Annotated in this window: 16 protein-coding genes; 2 read left to right on the top strand and 14 right to left on the bottom strand. The window is 67.3% G+C overall.

Annotated features, from left to right (window positions below; all coding sequences use genetic code 11):
- Nucleotides 1-20: 20 nt before the first annotated feature.
- The 4 genes from nrdR to CXG43_RS13145 all read right to left on the bottom strand — a co-directional run bounded on the left by nrdR (nt 21) and on the right by CXG43_RS13145 (nt 3,438).
- Nucleotides 21-542: a transcriptional regulator NrdR gene (gene nrdR, locus CXG43_RS13160; RefSeq protein WP_101100329.1), complete on the bottom strand. Its 522-nt coding sequence runs from the start codon at nt 540-542 to the stop codon at nt 21-23.
- A 152-nt stretch (nt 543-694) separates the two neighbouring features.
- On the bottom strand, nt 695-1,948 hold the full coding sequence (gene glyA, locus CXG43_RS13155) for a serine hydroxymethyltransferase (RefSeq protein ID WP_101100328.1): 1,254 nt from the start codon (nt 1,946-1,948) through the stop codon (nt 695-697).
- A 152-nt stretch (nt 1,949-2,100) separates the two neighbouring features.
- The gene (locus tag CXG43_RS13150; protein WP_101100327.1) at nt 2,101-2,604 is read right to left on the bottom strand and encodes an RcnB family protein; all 504 of its coding nucleotides are present in this window, start codon (nt 2,602-2,604) and stop codon (nt 2,101-2,103) included.
- Between the two features lie 102 nt (nt 2,605-2,706).
- The gene (locus CXG43_RS13145) at nt 2,707-3,438 is read right to left on the bottom strand and encodes a hypothetical protein (RefSeq protein WP_101100326.1); all 732 of its coding nucleotides are present in this window, start codon (nt 3,436-3,438) and stop codon (nt 2,707-2,709) included.
- A gap of 240 nt (nt 3,439-3,678) precedes the next feature.
- Here CXG43_RS13145 and ettA point away from each other — a divergent pair, with 240 nt between their 5' ends.
- Nucleotides 3,679-5,343, top strand: a complete 1,665-nt coding sequence (gene ettA / locus CXG43_RS13140) for an energy-dependent translational throttle protein EttA (protein WP_057507783.1) — start codon at nt 3,679-3,681, stop codon at nt 5,341-5,343.
- An 89-nt stretch (nt 5,344-5,432) separates the two neighbouring features.
- Nucleotides 5,433-6,749, top strand: coding sequence for an NCS2 family permease (locus CXG43_RS13135; protein WP_101100325.1), 1,317 nt, complete (start codon nt 5,433-5,435; stop codon nt 6,747-6,749).
- A gap of 108 nt (nt 6,750-6,857) precedes the next feature.
- On the opposite strand, the gene pncB is transcribed toward CXG43_RS13135, so the two are convergent.
- From pncB to CXG43_RS13085, 10 genes are all read right to left on the bottom strand, one after another.
- Nucleotides 6,858-8,036 (bottom strand): nicotinate phosphoribosyltransferase, encoded by a 1,179-nt coding sequence (pncB, locus tag CXG43_RS13130; RefSeq protein ID WP_101100324.1) that lies wholly within the window; start codon nt 8,034-8,036, stop codon nt 6,858-6,860.
- 580 nt (nt 8,037-8,616) lie between these two features.
- Entirely contained in the window at nt 8,617-9,453 is an 837-nt protein-coding gene (locus tag CXG43_RS13125) for a glycosyltransferase family 2 protein (RefSeq protein ID WP_101100323.1), read from the bottom strand.
- Nucleotides 9,450-10,307, bottom strand: coding sequence for a glycosyltransferase (locus CXG43_RS13120; RefSeq protein ID WP_101100322.1), 858 nt, complete (start codon nt 10,305-10,307; stop codon nt 9,450-9,452). The genes CXG43_RS13125 and CXG43_RS13120 overlap by 4 nt, the downstream gene beginning before the upstream one ends.
- Before the next feature lie 99 nt (nt 10,308-10,406).
- The gene (gene gspD, locus CXG43_RS13115) at nt 10,407-12,593 is read right to left on the bottom strand and encodes a type II secretion system secretin GspD (RefSeq protein ID WP_101100321.1); all 2,187 of its coding nucleotides are present in this window, start codon (nt 12,591-12,593) and stop codon (nt 10,407-10,409) included.
- Nucleotides 12,594-12,602: 9 nt separating this feature from the next.
- The gene (locus CXG43_RS13110) at nt 12,603-13,394 is read right to left on the bottom strand and encodes a general secretion pathway protein GspN (RefSeq protein ID WP_101100320.1); all 792 of its coding nucleotides are present in this window, start codon (nt 13,392-13,394) and stop codon (nt 12,603-12,605) included.
- Nucleotides 13,384-14,115 (bottom strand): type II secretion system protein GspM, encoded by a 732-nt coding sequence (gene gspM / locus CXG43_RS13105; RefSeq protein ID WP_101100319.1) that lies wholly within the window; start codon nt 14,113-14,115, stop codon nt 13,384-13,386. Before gspM ends, CXG43_RS13110 begins: the two co-directional genes overlap by 11 nt.
- On the bottom strand, nt 14,090-15,244 hold the full coding sequence (locus CXG43_RS13100; RefSeq protein ID WP_101100318.1) for a PilN domain-containing protein: 1,155 nt from the start codon (nt 15,242-15,244) through the stop codon (nt 14,090-14,092). Before CXG43_RS13100 ends, gspM begins: the two co-directional genes overlap by 26 nt.
- Nucleotides 15,241-16,119, bottom strand: a complete 879-nt coding sequence (locus CXG43_RS13095) for a type II secretion system protein GspK (protein ID WP_101100317.1) — start codon at nt 16,117-16,119, stop codon at nt 15,241-15,243. The genes CXG43_RS13100 and CXG43_RS13095 overlap by 4 nt, the downstream gene beginning before the upstream one ends.
- On the bottom strand, nt 16,116-16,748 hold the full coding sequence (locus CXG43_RS13090) for a prepilin-type N-terminal cleavage/methylation domain-containing protein (RefSeq protein WP_101100316.1): 633 nt from the start codon (nt 16,746-16,748) through the stop codon (nt 16,116-16,118). The genes CXG43_RS13095 and CXG43_RS13090 overlap by 4 nt, the downstream gene beginning before the upstream one ends.
- Nucleotides 16,745-17,176, bottom strand: a complete 432-nt coding sequence (locus tag CXG43_RS13085) for a prepilin-type N-terminal cleavage/methylation domain-containing protein (RefSeq protein WP_101100315.1) — start codon at nt 17,174-17,176, stop codon at nt 16,745-16,747. Before CXG43_RS13085 ends, CXG43_RS13090 begins: the two co-directional genes overlap by 4 nt.
- Between the last annotated feature and the right edge of the window lie 13 nt (nt 17,177-17,189).

Genomic DNA, 17,189 nt, shown 5'->3' with positions numbered 1-17,189 from the left:
CAGGCGCGCAGCGGTGCGCGTCAGCCTTTCTTTTTCTTGGTCAGGGCGATCACATCCCCCAGCAGTTGCAGCTGCCCGGTGCTGGCCGGCAGATCCCGCTCCAGCTTCTCGATTTCTTCGCGGAAGTCCGCGACATCCTCGAAGCTGCGGTAGACCGAAGCGAAGCGCACGTAGCCGACATGGTCGAGCTTGCGCAGTTCGTTCATCACGAACTCGCCGACGCGGATGGAGGGCACTTCGCGCTCGCCGCAGATGCGCAGCTGGTGGATCACCGAACGCACCGCCGCTTCGATCTTGTCTTCCGGCACCGGACGCTTCTGCAGCGCGCGGTCGAAGCCGGCACGCACTTTTCGCGCTTCGAACGCTTCGCGGCTGCCATCGCCCTTGACGATGGTCGGCAGCTTCAGCTCGATGGTTTCCAGCGTACTGAAGCGCTCGCTGCAGGCCTCGCACTCACGCCGACGACGAATCGTCGCGCCGTCTTCAGAGACGCGCGAATCGATTACACGGGTATCGGCATGTTGGCAGAACGGACAATGCATGGGGCGCCTTGAGTCTCGGAAACGTCATGCGATGGACATGGCGGCGTCGCAACGGTACCTGAGAAGGCCATGAGCAGCAAACAAGAGCTGCCCATGGCGTGAGGCAGGCGCGCGGTCAGGCGTCATCGCCCGACCGCGGAAGTCCCGATCGCTCAGCCGTACACCGGATACTTGCGGCACTGCGCGCTGACCGCCTCGCGCACGCGTGCGATCACCGCGTCGTCCGCCGGTGCGTCCAGCACATCGGCGATCCAGTTGGCCAGGTCTACACAGTCCTGTTCGCCATAGCCACGGGTGGTCACCGCCGGGGTCCCCAGGCGCAGGCCGGAGGTCACGAACGGCGAACGCGGGTCGTTGGGGACCGAGTTCTTGTTGACCGTGATGTGGGCCTTGCCGAGGGCCGCTTCGGCGTCCTTGCCCGACACGTCCTTGCCGATCATGTCGACCAGCATCAGGTGGTTTTCGGTGCCGCCGGAAACGATCTTGTAGCCACGTGCGATCAGGGTCTTCGCCATCGCCTGGGCATTCTTCACCACCTGCTGCTGATAGGCGGCAAATGAAGGCTCCAGCGCTTCCTTGAACGCCACGGCCTTGGCCGCGATGACGTGCATCAGCGGGCCGCCCTGGATACCCGGGAAGACGATCGACTGCAGCTTCTTGACCAGTTCTTCGCTGGCGCCCTTGGCGATGATGATGCCGCCACGCGGACCGCGCAGGGTCTTGTGGGTGGTGGAGGTCACCACATGGGCATGCTCCAGCGGGCTCGGGTAGACGCCGGCGGCGACCAGACCCGCCACGTGCGCCATGTCGACGAACAGATACGCACCGACCTTGTCGGCAATGACACGGAAACGCGCCCAATCAACGACCTGCGAATAGGCCGAGAACCCGGCGACGACCATCTTCGGCTTGTGCTCGACGGCCAGGCGCTCCACTTCGTCGTAATCAATCAGGCCCTGGTCGTTCACACCGTACTGCACCGCATTGAACAGCTTGCCCGAAGCGTTCACCTTGGCCCCATGGGTCAGGTGGCCGCCATGGGCCAGGCTCATGCCCAGGATGGTGTCACCGGCCTGCAGCAGGGCGAAATAAACCGCCTGGTTGGCCTGCGATCCGCTGTGCGGCTGCACGTTGGCGTAGTCGGCGCCATACAGCTGCTTGAGACGGTCGATGGCCAGCTGTTCGGCGATATCGACGTATTCGCAACCACCGTAATAACGCTTGCCCGGATAGCCTTCGGCGTACTTGTTGGTCAGCTGGCTGCCCTGGGCTTCCATCACCATCGGGCTGGCGTAGTTCTCGCTGGCGATCAGCTCGACGTGGTCTTCCTGGCGCTGGGACTCATCGGCGATGGCCTTGGCCAGTTCGGGATCGTAGCTTTCGATTCGGACGTCGCGCGGGAACATCGGTTTCTCCGGGGGCAGGCAGGAAAGGGACAGCAAGGCTGCCAATTGTAGTGCCTGCGCCGGGAGGGGGGCCAATGCCGGCTTCCCCACAAACGACGACGGCGCCCCATCGGCGCCGTCGCGTATCAGCTTCCCTGCCCGGGCCTGCGCTATCAGCGGCCGTTGATCACGAAGTCGGCCAGGATCCCGGTGGCGATGGCAACCAGCAACAGGTTGCCGCGGTCGTCCCGCACCCAATGGTGACCGCGTGGCGGGCGACGGACGTGATAGCTGTTGTAGTCGTTCACCACGTAGATCGGGCCACGGTAATAATCGCGATAGCGGTGGCCGACTTTCCACCCATAGCCAGGGCCCGGTCCATACGCCGGACGATAGGCGGGCCGATAGACCACGCGCGGTGGCGGGGCCGGGCGGTAATAGCCGGGATGGCGCCGGTCATCGCGCCAATGGCGGCGGTCATGTCGGCGGTCGTCACCCCAGTCGTGCCGTGCCTGGCGACGATCATTGCGGTGGTCGCGGCGATCATCGCGACGGTCATCGCGCCACTCGCGACGATCATGGCCACGATGCCGGTTGTCATCGGCGAATGCCGGGCTGACCGCCGCAAAGGCCAGTACGGAGGCAACGGCACCGGCCAGGAATCGATTGATGCGCATTGTCTACCTCTGCTGGGTGGGTGGGTGATGTCCATATTGCCCATGCGATCTGAATGTATTCCGGCTGGAAACGCTTACCAATGCGTCAGCCGGAACCCCTGTTCAGATTCCGGCAGGTATTTCCTCGCCCTGGCTTGCCGTCCAGCTTCCGAGCAGGTTGACCGGTGCACCGGTTCCTTCAACGGATACCCAGTACACGCCCGGCCCGAGGCGGGGCAACAGGCAACGCCGCCACGCATCTCCTTGATCCTTGCAGACCGCTACCGGGAAGCCGCCTCCCATCGCCTCTCCTTTCACCTGCAATGTCACCGCGGCACTGCCTCCCCAGGTGCGCAGGTCCACATCGGAGGGCTTGGTCAGCCGCAGCTCCAGGGTCTCGGCGAAGGAATCCGCTGCCATTCGACGGGGAAATACCGGGACGACCTGGCCGGACTTGAGCTGGGGGCGCTGCGGGGTCAGCGCGAGGTCGGCACGCATGTCCTCCGCGCCGCCGCGCAGGCTGACCCGCAGCCGACGCGCGGAGGCACTGGAGGGCAGCGTCACCAGGCCGCCGACGATGCGCTTGCCATCCAGCACGACCTCCCGCAGCGGCTGCCCATCAGCGTGCGAGATCAGCAGGGTGCCTGACAGACCGGCGCTGTCCGCTGCGGCGACCAGTTCATAGGGCAACCACTTTTCTGTCCGTGCCACCTCGATCTCGAATTCACGCAGGCTTCCGGAGGCGAGCTCCAGATCCCGCAGCGTCAGGCTCGATGGCAGCAGCGGCGGGGCCACCTGGGCGGCAGCCGACAGCGGCAGCAGGGCGGTGATCAACAACGTACGGATGAGGTTCATGCGTGATTTCCATGGGTTGGAGCCACCAGCCTGATCGGTGCCCCGGTCTGCCACAGTCGGGATAGCGGCCTTCAGGTGTGGTCCTTACGGCCCCTGCCCCGTCGGTGCTCCCCCATGGCTGAACCCCCCGCCGCCTGCCATGGCAGTGAAAGGGGGGATCGGCGATAATCGTGGGTCAAATATTCCGTTTTCCGCCGGCCAGCGCTCTCGGTCCGGTGGATCGACCCTCTGGGAGACTGCATGTCCTCGCAATACATCTACACCATGAACCGCGTGTCCAAGGTGGTTCCGCCCAAGCGGCAGATCATCAAGGACATCTCGCTGTCGTTCTTCCCGGGGGCGAAGATCGGCCTGCTGGGCCTGAACGGTTCGGGCAAATCCACCGTGCTCAAGATCATGGCCGGCGTGGACAACGATTTCGAGGGCGAGGCCCGCCCGCAGGCCGGCATCAAGGTCGGTTACCTGGCGCAGGAACCTGAGCTGGACCCGACCAAGACCGTGCGTGAATCGGTCGAGGAAGGCGTGGGCGAGGTGCTGCAGGCACAGGCCGCGCTGGACGCGGTGTACCTGGCCTATGCCGAGGAAGGCGCCGACTTCGACAAGCTGGCCAAGGAACAGGAGCGCCTGGAGGCGATCCTCGCCGCCGGCGATGCGCACACCCTGGAAAACCAGCTGGACGTGGCCGCCGATGCACTGCGCCTGCCGCCATGGGAAGCGATCGTCGGCACCCTGTCCGGTGGTGAGAAGCGCCGCGTGGCACTGTGCCGCCTGCTGCTGCAGAAGCCGGACATGCTGCTGCTCGATGAGCCGACCAACCACCTCGATGCCGAATCGGTGGAATGGCTGGAGCAGTTCCTGGCGCGCTATACCGGCACCGTCGTGGCGGTCACCCATGATCGCTACTTCCTGGACAACGCCGCCGAGTGGATCCTGGAACTGGACCGCGGTCGCGGCATTCCGTGGAAGGGCAACTACACCGACTGGCTGACCCAGAAGGACGAGCGCCTGAAGCAGGAAGACAACCAGGAGAAGTCGCGCCAGAAGGCCATCCAGAAGGAACTGGAATGGTCGCGCCAGAATGCCAAGGGCGGCCGCACCAAGGGCAAGGCCCGCCTGGCCCGCCTGGAAGAACTGCAGTCGGTCGATTACCAGAAGCGCAACGAGACCAATGAAATCTTCATCCCGCCGGGCGAGCGCCTCGGCAATGCGGTGATGGAGTTCAAGAACGTCTCGAAGAAATTCGGCGATCGCCTGCTGTTCGACAACCTGAACTTCCTGGTGCCGGGCGGCGCCATCGTCGGCATCATCGGCCCCAACGGCGCCGGCAAGTCGACCCTGTTCAAGATGATCACCGGCCAGGAAAAACCGGATACCGGCGAGATCGTGGTCGGCCCGACCGTCAAGCTGTCCTACGTGGACCAGAGCCGCGACGCGCTGGAGGGCAACCACAACGTCTTCCAGGAAATCGCCGGCGGGCTGGACATCCTCAACATCAACGGCGTGGAGATCCAGTCGCGCGCCTACATCGGCCGCTTCAACTTCAAGGGCCAGGACCAGCAGAAGCTGGTCGGTTCGCTGTCCGGTGGTGAGCGTGGCCGCCTGCACATGGCCAAGACCCTGCTGCAGGGTGGCAACGTGCTGCTGCTCGATGAACCGTCCAACGATCTGGACATCGAAACCCTGCGTGCGCTGGAAGACGCGCTGCTGGAGTTCCCCGGCAACACGTTCGTCATTTCGCATGATCGCTGGTTCCTGGATCGCATCGCCACGCACATCCTGGCCTTCGAAGGCGATTCGCACGTGGAGTTCTTCCAGGGCAACTACCGCGAGTACGAAGAAGACAAGCGCCGCCGCATGGGCGACGACGCTGCGCCCAAGCGCCTGCGCTTCAAGGCGCTTAAATAAGAAGGAAAAACGGCCGCGCACTGCGCGGCCGTTTACATTCCGGCAGGTCACGGCCGTTGGTCGTGACACCTTATCGTCACGAGACTTCCATGGCCCTCCTCGAACGCCTGTTCCAGCTGCAGCAGCACGGCACCACCGTGCGCACCGAGCTGCTGGCCGGCCTGACCACATTCCTGACGATGTCCTACATCGTCTTCGTCAATCCAGACATCCTGTCCACCACCGGCATGGATGCTGGCGCGGTATTCGTGGCCACCTGCCTGGCCGCCGCGCTGGGCTCGCTGGTGATGGCCTTCGCCGCCAACTTCCCGGTGGGCATGGCACCGGGCATGGGCTTGAATGCGTTCTTCGCCTTCACCGTGGTCGGTGCCGCCGGCCTGCCGTGGCAGCAGGCACTGGCGGCGGTGTTCATTTCCGGGCTGGTGTTCCTGGTGCTGTCGCTGACCGGCGTGCGCGCCTGGCTGGTGGCGGGCATACCGGCATCGCTGCGTTCAGCGATCGTGGCCGGCATCGGTCTGTTCCTGGCCATCATCGCCCTGCAGAAATCCGGGGTGATCGTCGGCAACGAAGACACGCTGGTGGCGCTGGGCGCCCTCAACACCGCCCCGCCGCTGCTGGCGCTTGCCGGCTTCCTGCTGATCGCCGTGCTGGAGGCACGCCGCGTGCGTGGCGCCATCCTGATCGGCATCCTGGCGGTCACCGGCGCCGGCTGGCTGCTCGGCAGCGTGCAGTACCAGGGGCTGGTTTCGTTGCCGCCCAGCCTGGCCCCGACCTTCCTGCAGCTGGACCTGCCCGGCCTGCTCCACCACGACGGCGGCGCGCCGCTGGCGGTGCTGCTGCAGGTGGTGCTGGTGTTCGTGCTGGTGGAAGTTTTCGATGCCACCGGCACGCTGTACGGCGTGGTCGGCCGGGCCGGCCTGCTGAAACTGCCCGGCGCGCAGAAGCGCTTCGGCCGGGCGCTGCTGGCCGACAGCACCGCCATCGTCGCCGGTTCGCTGCTGGGCACCAGCAGCACCACCGCCTTCGCAGAGAGCGCGTCCGGCGTGCAGGTGGGTGGGCGTACCGGACTGACCGCGCTGGTGGTCGCCGCGCTGTTCCTGGCTGCCCTGCTGTTCTCGCCGTTGGCGGCGATGGTGCCCGGCTATGCCACGTCCCCTGCCCTGTTGTTCGTGGCTGGCCTGATGCTGCGCGAGCTGGTGGAGGTGGACTGGAATGACCTCACCGAATCGGTGCCGGCGGCGCTGTGCGCGCTGGCGATGCCGTTCACCTACTCCATTGCCAATGGGCTGGCATTCGGCTTCATTGCCTACGCCGCATTGAAGGCTGGCACCGGGCGCTGGCGCGAGGTGCATCCCGCGGTCTGGCTGGTGGCCGGCCTGTTCGTGCTGCGTTACGCGCTGGAGTGACCGCATTGCCGCTGCGCTCGCCGAGCATGGCTCGGCGCTACTCGGCGATCCCAACCCCCTCGGTAGCGCCGAGCCATGCTCGGCGAGCGCAGCGGAAGTCCGCGCGGATCAGAGCGCTGGCGGTAACTCGAAAACCTGGCGCAGGTAGGCCAGGTAACCCGGGTCGTCGCACATGCTTTTCCCGGGCGAATCACTCAGCTTTGCCACCGGCTGCCCATTGCAGCGGACCATCTTGATCACGATGTTCAGCGGCGTCGGACCGAGGTCATTGGTCAGGTGCGTACCGACGCCGAAGGCGACCTGGCAGCGGCCACGGAAGTAATCGAACAGGCGCATGACCTTTTCGATGTCCAGCCCATCGCTGAACACCAGTACCTTGCTGCGCGGATCGACGCGGCGCTGCTGGAAATGCGCCAGCATGCGGTCACCCCAGTCGAAGGGGTCGCCGGAATCATGCCGCACCCCGTCGAACAGCTTGCAGAAGTACATGTCGAAATCGCGCAGGAACGCATCCAGCCCGACGACGTCGGACAGCGCGATGCCAAGGTCACCGCGGTATTCGCGCGCCCATGATTCCAGCGCGGCTACCTGCGAATCGCGCAGGCGCGGACCGATCGCCTGGAACGCCTGCAGGTACTCGTGAGCCATCGTGCCGTGCGGCGTCATGCCGTACAGGCGGGCGAAATGTACGTTGCTGGTGCCGACCAGCTGGGTTCCCAGCGCGTCACGCAGCAAGGGCAGCAGGCGGGCATGCCAATCGCGCGAATAGCGCCGGCGCGTGCCGTAGTCCGCGACGCGGCAGTGTTCGAAACCCGGGGTGTCACGCAGCAGCGCCGCCTTGGCCTGCAGCCGTCGTTCGCCTTCGGCGATGTCGGCAGTGGTGGTGTTGCGGAACCACACCTCGTTGATGATCGCCAGCAGCGGCACTTCGAACATGATCGTGTGCAGCCAGGGCCCGGTGATGTCCAGCTCGATCTCGCCGGGCACGCTGTCCGAGGCACGCAGGCTGATGTACTTGCGGTCCAGGTGGAACAGGCCGAGGAAGTCGGCGAAGTCGGGCTTCACGAAGCGCAGGCCGCGCATGTAATCCAGTTCTTCGCTGCTGAAGCGCAGGCTGCACAGGTGGTCGATCTCTTCGTCGATCTGGCCGATGAACTGCGCCAGGTCGATGCCTGGCGTGCGGCACTTGAACCGGTACTGCACCGTGGCGCCGGGGTACTGGTGCAGCACCGCCTGCATCATGGTGAATTTGTACAGGTCGGTGTCGAGCAGGGATTGGATGATCATGCCGCCATTATGCGCCGCGTGCGGGGGTTGGTGCCGGGCCTGCGGCCCTGCGCCCGCAGAGGCAACGTCAAGGGCAACGGCAATGGCTGCAGGGCTGTTGCGTTGGTGGGGCGGGGTGGATGGGTGGGAATCGCCGTGAATCCGTCCTTGGAGGCTCGCCATCCGCATCCATGCGGATGAGCGTTCCCGCCAACCCACCCCGCCCCACCTTCGACAGGTCCATGGCCGCCTTGGACCATGCGGTCCTGGTAGCGCCGACCCATGGTCGGCGGGATGTTTCCGCCAACGGCCCGCTGCGCTCGCCGAGCACGGCTCGGCGCTACCGGGGCCCCGTAGCGTGTCGGGTGGAGGGAGCCCCTGAGTCAGGGGCGGCCGCGAAGCGGCGGGGTGTGGGCGTTGGTGAGGAGGGGCCCATGGTTTGCGCAGCAAACCGTGGGAGCGGCAGCGCGAATGCGATGACGTGTACCCGCGCCATGGATGGCGCGAAACGAGGCCCGCAGGAGCGGCTCTTGCCGTCCCCCGCCCAGCCCCACCACCCGGCGCCAACCCGGCCACCTGAAGCAACCGCCACCACGAGGGGCTACGCCGCTCGCAGCAGCCTGGGCACCTGCAATACCGCGTGCGCCCATATCGCCCCCCACACCGCCACCCGCACCGGCAGGCTGCGCTGCCGCGCTTCGAAGCGCTGGAAGTATCGCCACAGCCCACGATGCTTGTGCCATTCCACGAAGAATGGCCGCGAGCGGCTGGACACGCCGCGTACGTGCAGCACCTGCAGGTCGTTGGCGATGGCCACCACGCCGCCGGCCTCGCGCACGCGACGGCACAGGTCAAGGTCTTCGGCGTGCAGCCGGTAGCCGGCATCCCAACCGCCGATGCGTTCGAACAGCACGCGCGACATCAGCATCACCGCACCGGAGATCGCCGGCACGCGCTGCATCGCCACGCTGGGATCACGTGCGATGGCCAGCTTCGACCCGCTCCCGGGCGAGCGCAGCATGGCCAGGAAGTCTGGGTCGCGACGGCGCACCGCATCGTCGGCACGGCCGTTCTCATCGACCTGCTCCACGCCCAGCAGGCAGTCGCCCAGCGCCTGCGCGCGCTCGCACAGCAGGGCCAGGGTCTCCGCTTCCACCATCACGTCAGGGTTGATGAAGGCCAGCCACGGGCTGCTGGAATCGCCGGCGCCCTGGTTGTTGGCGGCAGCGAAACCGGGGTTGTCCGGGTTGGCGATGAAGCGCACGCGCGGGTCATGGCTGGCATGCCGCTGCAGGATATCCACCGTGTCGTCGGTCGATCCGTTGTCCACCACGCGGATCTCGGCGATGCCGCGCGCGTCGCGCAGGCGCTGCAGGCAGTCCTCGATGGTCGTGCTGCTCTGGTAGGTGACGACGACGGCGACGATGGCGGGGTTCAAGCGGGCGGCTCCTGCGGCGGCGGGGCGACGCCGAACAGATCGCCCTGCGCCTTCGGCATTATCGCGCGCTGGTAGCCAAGCTGCAGGTCCTCGCGTGCAGCACGCAGCGGATCGTGCATCAGGAAATCGGCCAGCCGCGGCGTCCACGCCGGCCAGCGACTGGCCAGCGCTTCCAGGTCCCCCGGCGCGTGGCCGCCCTCGTCGGCGCGGGCGACGAAGGCGGTCTCGCACAGCACGTTGCGCCAACCCAGTCCGGCCATGCGCAATCCCAGGTCGATCAGCGCCGCGCTCCAGCCGCCGTAACTGTCCGCGTCCAGTCCGCCCGCACGTTGCCGCGCCGTGCCCCGCACCAGCACCGCGTGGGTCACCGCCGAGGGCAGTTCCGGATACCTGGGCGGCATGTCGGCACATGCCCGGGACAGTGTTTCAAGCGCGTCGGGCATGGCATTGACCTCTCCCATCCGCGGCCATGCAACGGTCTCGCCGGCGTTGCACCACGGCGTGGCCGTGGCGATCGAGGCATCGCGCGCAAAGCAGGCCTGCAGCTGCTCCAGCCAGCCCGGTCCCGGCACGCTGTCCGGCGCCAGCACTGCCACGTCCAGCCCCGCGCAGGCGCGCAGCATCTCATCCAGATGGGCCACTTCACCCAACGGCCGCGCACGCCGCGTGTACTCGGCCTGCAGCGGCGTGTGGGCCAGCCAATGTTCCACCACGGCCTGCGCACGCGGTCCGGCCTGTGCGTCGTCGGCCAGCCATACGGCGGTACCGGGCGGGGTGGCTGCATCCAAGGCCGCCAGGCTGCGGTCCAACGCAGCGTCGTCCACGCCCAACGGCAACAACACGATCGCCCCCATCCCGCCTCCGCTGGTGGATGCACGGCGGGCGGTTGCCACAGCCATGTGCGGCCAGCGTAGCAAGCAAGACGGCCGCAATGCGACCGTCCTTGTCGTGATTTACTTCGCGCGCGGGGCGTTGATCGGCTCCATCGCACGGAAGCGACGGCTGTATTCGTCGGTCAGGTCGCGCGATTCCTGGCCGTTGCGGACGATGGTCGGGGTCAACAGCACGATGACTTCCGAGCGCCCGCTGTTGCGCCCTTTGCTGCCGAACAGTGCGCCAAGCACCGGAATACGACTGAGGCCGGGGATGCCGCTGCTGCTGTCGGTGCCGGAGTCGGTGGTCAGTCCGGCGAGCATGATCGTATCGCCGCTCTGCACCGCCGCTTCGGTGGCCAGCTTGCGCGTGGTGATGCGCGGATTGCAGCCGCCGCTGGCCTGGTCGCAGGTGCTGGCGACCGCCTCGGCGTTGCTCACCTCCTGCACGATATCCAGGAACACCGTGCCATCGCGGGTCACCCGTGGCCGCACCTTCAGGATCACGCCGGTATCGATGTACTGCACCTGGCCGTAGGTCCCACCGCCCACGCCGCTGTTGAACGAGGTGCTGGTGATCGGCACCCGCTCACCCACGTTGAGGGTCGCTTCGGCGTTGTTGCGGACGAAGATGGAGGGCGTCTGCAGCAGCCGGACATCGGACACCTTGTCCAGCGCGCTGACCACCGCGGCGGCATTGCGCCCGAGGAAGGTCCAGCCCAGTCCGCTGCCGCCGGTGACCGCACCGGAGAAGGTCCCCCAGATATCGCGGCCTGCCGCATTGGGCAGCGTGGCGCCGACCGCCGCGCCGGTATACCCGGCGCCCTGCACGGCGTTCTCGAAGTACCAGTTCACGCCGTAGCTCAACTCACCGGTCAGCCTGACCTCGGCGACCTGGGCTTCGATATGCACCTGCATCGGCATCACGTCCAGCTTTTCCACCACCTCGCGGATGGATCGCCAGGCCTGCGGCGTGGAGCGCACCAGCAGGGTGTTGGTTTCTTCCACGGCGGACACGCCGACCGTGTCACCGGCGATCTCCAGGGTGACGCTGGCGTTGCCTGACTGGCGCTGCGGCAGGTTCATCGAAGCACCACCCTGGCCGGCGCCGCTGCCGGAGGTACCCAGCGCACTGCTGTCCAGTCCGGCGTCCTGCGCGCGGCTGTCGCCCCCGTCGATCCGCGAGCTGGTGCCACCCGGTGCCAGCGAGGCGCCGCTGTCGCCTCCACGACTGCTACCGCTGCTGCCGAAGGCCTCTGCCAGCCGTTCGGCAAGATCGCGCGCCTTGACGTAACGCAGTTCGTAGGAGAACAGCCGCGGCGCACCACCGGCGGTATCGATGCGATCCAGCCACTGCTGGATCTGGTCCAGGTAGCGCACCTGCGGGGTGATCACCAGCACGGCATTGGCATTTTCCAGCGGCAGGAAGCGCAGCATCCCCGCACTGGGGGTCTCGCTGTCCTTGCCGAAGATCTTTTCCAGATCGGCCGAGACCTGTTCGGCCTTTCCGGAACTGATCGGGAACACGCCCACCGACATGCCCGACAACCAGTCGACGTCGAAGATCTGCACGGTGTGCAGGTAGTTTTCCAGTTCCTGCCGCGTGCCGCCCAGGGTGATGACGTTGCGTCCGCTGTCAACATTCACGATCGCGTTGGGCCGGGCGTAGGGCTCCAGCACTTTCTTCATCTCCGTGGCGGAGATGTACTGCAGCGGTACCACGCGCACTTCGAATCCACGCGCATTGGCCGCTGGCGCGGTGCTCGGCGCCACCGTGCCGGCAAGCGCCTGGTCGGCGGCGACGATGTTGTAGCGGCCGCCGCTGTAGACCATGCGGGCGTTGTTCCAGCCCAGCACCATCTCCAGCAGGTTGAGCGCCTGCGCGCCGGACACCGGCTTGGGCGTGGCCAGCGTCACCGTGCCCTGCACGCCAGGCGCGATGACGTAGTTCTGTCCCAGCAGATCGCCCAGGATGGCCTTGACCACCGCATGCAGCGACTCGCCTTCGAAATTGAACGTGGCATCGCCGTTGCTGGCCTGCGCCAGCGCAGGTGACCGCGCCGCTGCGGCACTCCGGTTGATCATCGTGCCGGTGCCGCGTCGGATCACGGCCTTGGGCGCGCCCTGCTCTTCCGTCTCGAGGGTCTCGGTCGGGGTGCTGATGCCGGTATCGAAACGCGCCTTGCGCTGCACGTCCGGCGTGGGCACCGTCGTGCATCCGACCAGCAGGGCGAGGGCGAAAGAGCAGCTGGGGAAACGCAGGTTCATGCTTTCACTCTAAGGGTTGGCAGCGCCGCCGGGGGGCGGCGTCGACTGGCGTTGCTGTTGCTGTTGCTGCTGCTGGAGTTGCTCGCGGCGGGCACGGATGCGTTCGCGGATGGCGCGCATCTGCTCTTCGCTGGGCCCTTGGTTGGCAGGCGCTCCATTGGCGGCAGGCGTGGGCGCGGCAGCTGCAGGAACCGCCGCCGGGCTCCCCTGCCCTGCGCGTGCCGCAGCGGCGGCGGGGGACGGCACGACGGTGCCCGGCCGTGCCGCGCCGGCGGGCGCTCGCGGATCGCGTAGCTGGGTAGGCGGTTGCCCGCCCTGGCCATCGAACACCGCCAGTTCCAGCACCTGCGCACCGTCGGGGCCAAGTACGGTCGCGCGGCGCGGCTCCAGCGCCAGCAGCTGCCAGCCTTCGAGCGCCTCGCCATTGAGGCGCAGGCGCAGCGAACGGTTGTTGTCGCCGGACAGCGTGGCCATGCCGAAGCTGCCGCTGAGCAGTACGCCGGTCAAGCGCAATGCACCACCGGGCGTAGCCTGCTGCTGCCCCCCCAGGCGGAACGGATGCGGCCGGCGGTCTTCGGCGAATACCGGACGCTCGGTGATGGCGCTGAAACTGGACGGTGCGGCCATCGGATCAGCCGCAGCATCAGGCAGCGTTGGCAGGCGGGGCGCCGCCACCTCGCTGTTGTCCTGGCCACGGATGCGGGTACCCGCACCGAGCACCGTGGCCAACCAGGCCGCCGCCGCCAGCAGGGCAAGCCCCAGCAGGATCGCGCCGCGCAGGCTGAAGCGCTCACTCTGCATCGGTCTGCTCCACGTCGGCAGGCGGGCTGTCGGCGGCATCGACCTCGGCGGTGGCCGGCGCGGGCGCCGCCTCCGTTGCCGCGGCTGCCGCTTCGTCATCTCCCATAGAGCCAGGGGCCGCGCCGGCATCGGCGATTCCCGGCTGCAGATAACCGATCAGCTCGAAGGACACGTCAAGGCCGGTACCGGCTTCCTCGGTGGACTGCTGGAAGCGCTGCGCAAGCATGTTGAGGTTTTCCACGAACAGGCGTGGCGCCCCGGTTTCCAGCGCGTGCAGCACGCTGGCCGTTTCATCCACGCCGCAGCGCAACCTGACCTGCAAGGCGACCCGGACATAGCTGGCCTCGGTACGGTTGTCCGGCATCGGCGTGCGATTGCTGACCACGCAGCCGCGGTTGCCCGGGCTGGCGGACAGCACCGCGTCCTGGACGCGCGAGGACAATGCCGCCGCCGCGGCCTCGGCGGTGGCTTCGGGCAGGAAGCCAGGACGCTCACGCAACGCCTGCTGCACCTGCTGCAGGCGCGCGCTCACCTCCGGTCGCTGGTCGATCTGTACCTGCACACGGTGCTGGCGTTCCTGCAATGCGACGATTTCCTGGTCGATCGCGCGCCACGGCACGGTAAAGAAGGGGTGGACCAGAAGCAGGTAGGCCAGCACCAGCACGGCGAGCAGCAGCGCCAGCGCCAGCCAGCGGTCACGGGGCGTCGTTTGCACCGGCATCGGCCGCTCCCTTCTTCGCCATGGCGGCGGCAGCGTTGGCCGAAGCACGCAGCTCGGCGGTCAAGGTGAAGCGGTCACGGCCGCCTGCGGTTCCATCGGCCTGCAGCACGCCGGTCAGGTTCACCCGCTGCCACAGCGCTGACTGCTGCAGCAGCGGCACCAGCTGGTTGGCCTCGCGGCTCAGCCCGATCAACTGCAGTTGCTGGTTCTCCACGCCGATCTTTTCTAGGAAGCTGCCATCGGGCAGCTTCCGACTCAGTTCATTCCATACCGCCAGCATCGTCGGTCGCTTGTCGCGCTCCTCGTCAAGGAAGCGTGCCCCATCCACCAGCGCCTGCAGGCGCGCGCGTTCATCGGCCACGCCACGTGCGTTGCGCGCACTGCGCTCGACTTCCGCACGCAGCGTATCGGCGGCCTGTTCGCGGTTATGCAGCAATTGGCTGCCCGCCAGCAGCAACATCACCAGCGCGGCCACCGCCAGCAGCAGCTCCAGCCGCAGCTGGGGATTGCGCATGTGTCGGCGCAACGGAGGCGGCAGCAGGTTCACCTTCAACGGTTCACCAGCGCGATCCATCACGTCGATGCCACTGACTGCATCGGCCCAGCTGCCCACCTCCTGCTGCCACTGCTCAAGGCGCGCGCGTGGCAGGACCACCAGCTCGACATCCAGCTGGCCGGCGCCGGCATCACCCAACAGGCGTACGTCGTGGCTCACCTGGTCGGCGGTGAATGGGGTCTGCCGATCGATTTCGAAACCCATCACGTCCAGCAGGCGACCCGCTGCAGCAGCCGGAACCCGCAGCGTGCGGCGCAGCACCTGGCCGCCATCCAACAGCCAGTAACGCGGCAGACGCTGCAGGCGCGGCGGCAGTGCAGTGGCCAGCGCGGCGGCCTGGCACGGCCATGGCAGCGTGGCCACCGCCAGCCGCTGGGTGCCGATCTCACGTTCCAGGTGCAACTGGTCATCCTGTTGCCGCAGCAGCAGCCGCGCTGGCGCCCAGCCAAGTGCCCACTGCCAGCGGGCCGGCAACCAGGCCAGCAGTGAAGTCCGCCACCAGTGCAGGAAATGGCTGGCTCGCGGCGCTACCTGCGTCGTTACCTGCCTGAATCCTTGCTGCCACGCTGTCATTGCGATGCCATTCCCTGTTCCCATTCAAGCACTGTGTAAGCCCGCCCCATCGCCACGCTCTGGGCATTGCGCACCACGGCCCGGCTGCTGGCGATGCGACCCCGGTCATCCGTGACCCGACAGTCGATACTATAGGTGCCACTGCCGGTGGCAATAGAGGCGGGACGCGACGGATCGTCGGCGCCGCTCCATTCCTGCTCCCGCTGGGCCAGCACCAGGGCGGCATCCAGGCCCAGCGCGGTCAACACCGGGCCGCGCGCGAAGCGTCCGTCCGGGCGTGACTGGCGGCTGTGCAGGGTCAACATCGGGCGCATCTGGCGGTACAGCGCCGGGCTGATTCCCAGCACCCGCTGCAGCTCGCCAAGGGTCTCGAAGCGGGCGTTGCGCGGGCCGTACGGCAGGCCGGCGGCGACATAGTCGCCCAGCTCAGCGCCGCCTCCTGCGGGACTGAGGTCATCGGCGTCGCGCCAGTCGATGATCGCACCGGCCAGCTGCGTTGCCTGCTGCGGGTCGACCTGCAGCGCGCGCAGGAAACCCTCGAGCAAGGCGGCGTCGGCCAGGTTCAGGTTGATCTTGCCGCCTTCGTCTTCAATCCGGATATCCACCTTGGCACCGTCGAACTGCCAACGATACGGCCGTCCATCGGGCTGCCAAGGGGGACGTGCGGAATCGGCGCGCAGCCGGGACATGGCATACGCCACCCCCGCCCGGCCGATTTCCTGCGCACGACCGGTGTCGTCCTGCACCCGCTGCTGCAGTTGCTCGATACGCGCCGACAAGGCGAAGGCGCCGACCAGCGCGGTCAGCAAGGCAATCAGCCACAGCACCAGTACCAGTGCCGCACCGCGCTGGCGACGGGCTGGCACGGCGGTCATCGCGCCTGCTCCTGGCCGCCGTTTTCCAGCGCCACGCGCAGCTCCGGCCACGCCGGTCCGCGCAGCGGCTGCACCTGCACGGAAACCAGCAACGGCGGACGGCGCGTATCCGGCCACGTGTCCACCCAATCGCTCAATCCGCCACTGGTTTCGTCGCGGCCGCGGTAGCGCAGCGTTACCTGGCGCAGGCCATCGGCCAGCGGCTCCGGCGCGCGCGCGGGACGCTCTTGGATCTGCACGCCGTCCTGCACCATCACCAGCCCCAGCTGCAGCCGAACGCCCTGCCCGCTGCGCACCACCTGCAGGTCATGCACGTAGGATCCACCGCGCCCGAGGTAGCCCGGGACCTCGGAAACAAAGCGCAGGCGCTGTGCTTCACCAATGAAATAGAGCGGTTCCCGCGCAGGATCGGCTGGCTCGATGCGACTGCGCAGCGCCTGGCTCAACTGCCGTCGCAACAGACCTTGCACCGCACGCATGCGCTCGTTGTCGGCGGCCACCGCTTCGCCACGCTGGCTGATGGTCATTGCCGAACGCACGGTGACGAAGGCCAAGGCGAGCCCGGCAGCCAACAGCGCGGTGGCCAGCAATACTTCGATCAGGGTGAAGCCTGACGGGCGATGATTCATGGGCTTGCCTCCAGCATCGGCGGCAACAGGCGCAGCGTGCGCCAGCGCAGTTCACCGGCGCGCGGCTGGGTCCAGCGCACCTGCAGTTCAAGCTCCACCAGGCGCGGGCCGGCCGATGCCTGCGCCTGTGCGGGCGGCACGGGCGTATCACGTGCTTCCACGTAGGGACGTACCTGCAATTGCCATTGGTAGCGGCCCTGCTCCCAGCGACCCTGCTGCTGGCCTTCGCGAAGCGGCGACTCGATGCCCACGCTGGTCAGCAGGGACTGTGCGTGCAGCACCACGCGGGTGCGCACATCGGCCTGCCCGACCTGTCGCGCGGCGCCGGACAGGGTGCCCAACAGCAGGGTCAACGCGATGGCAAGCAGCGCGAACGCCACCAGTACTTCGAGCAGGGTGAAACCGCCCGCGCGGCGACGTACCCGCATTGCGTACCGGGCG

This window comes from Stenotrophomonas sp. Bg11-02, assembly GCF_002836635.1.
Classification (GTDB): domain Bacteria; phylum Pseudomonadota; class Gammaproteobacteria; order Xanthomonadales; family Xanthomonadaceae; genus Stenotrophomonas; species Stenotrophomonas lacuserhaii.
The sequence above is the reverse complement of the archived record's forward strand: the minus strand, read 5'-3'. Positions and strand labels throughout refer to the sequence as shown.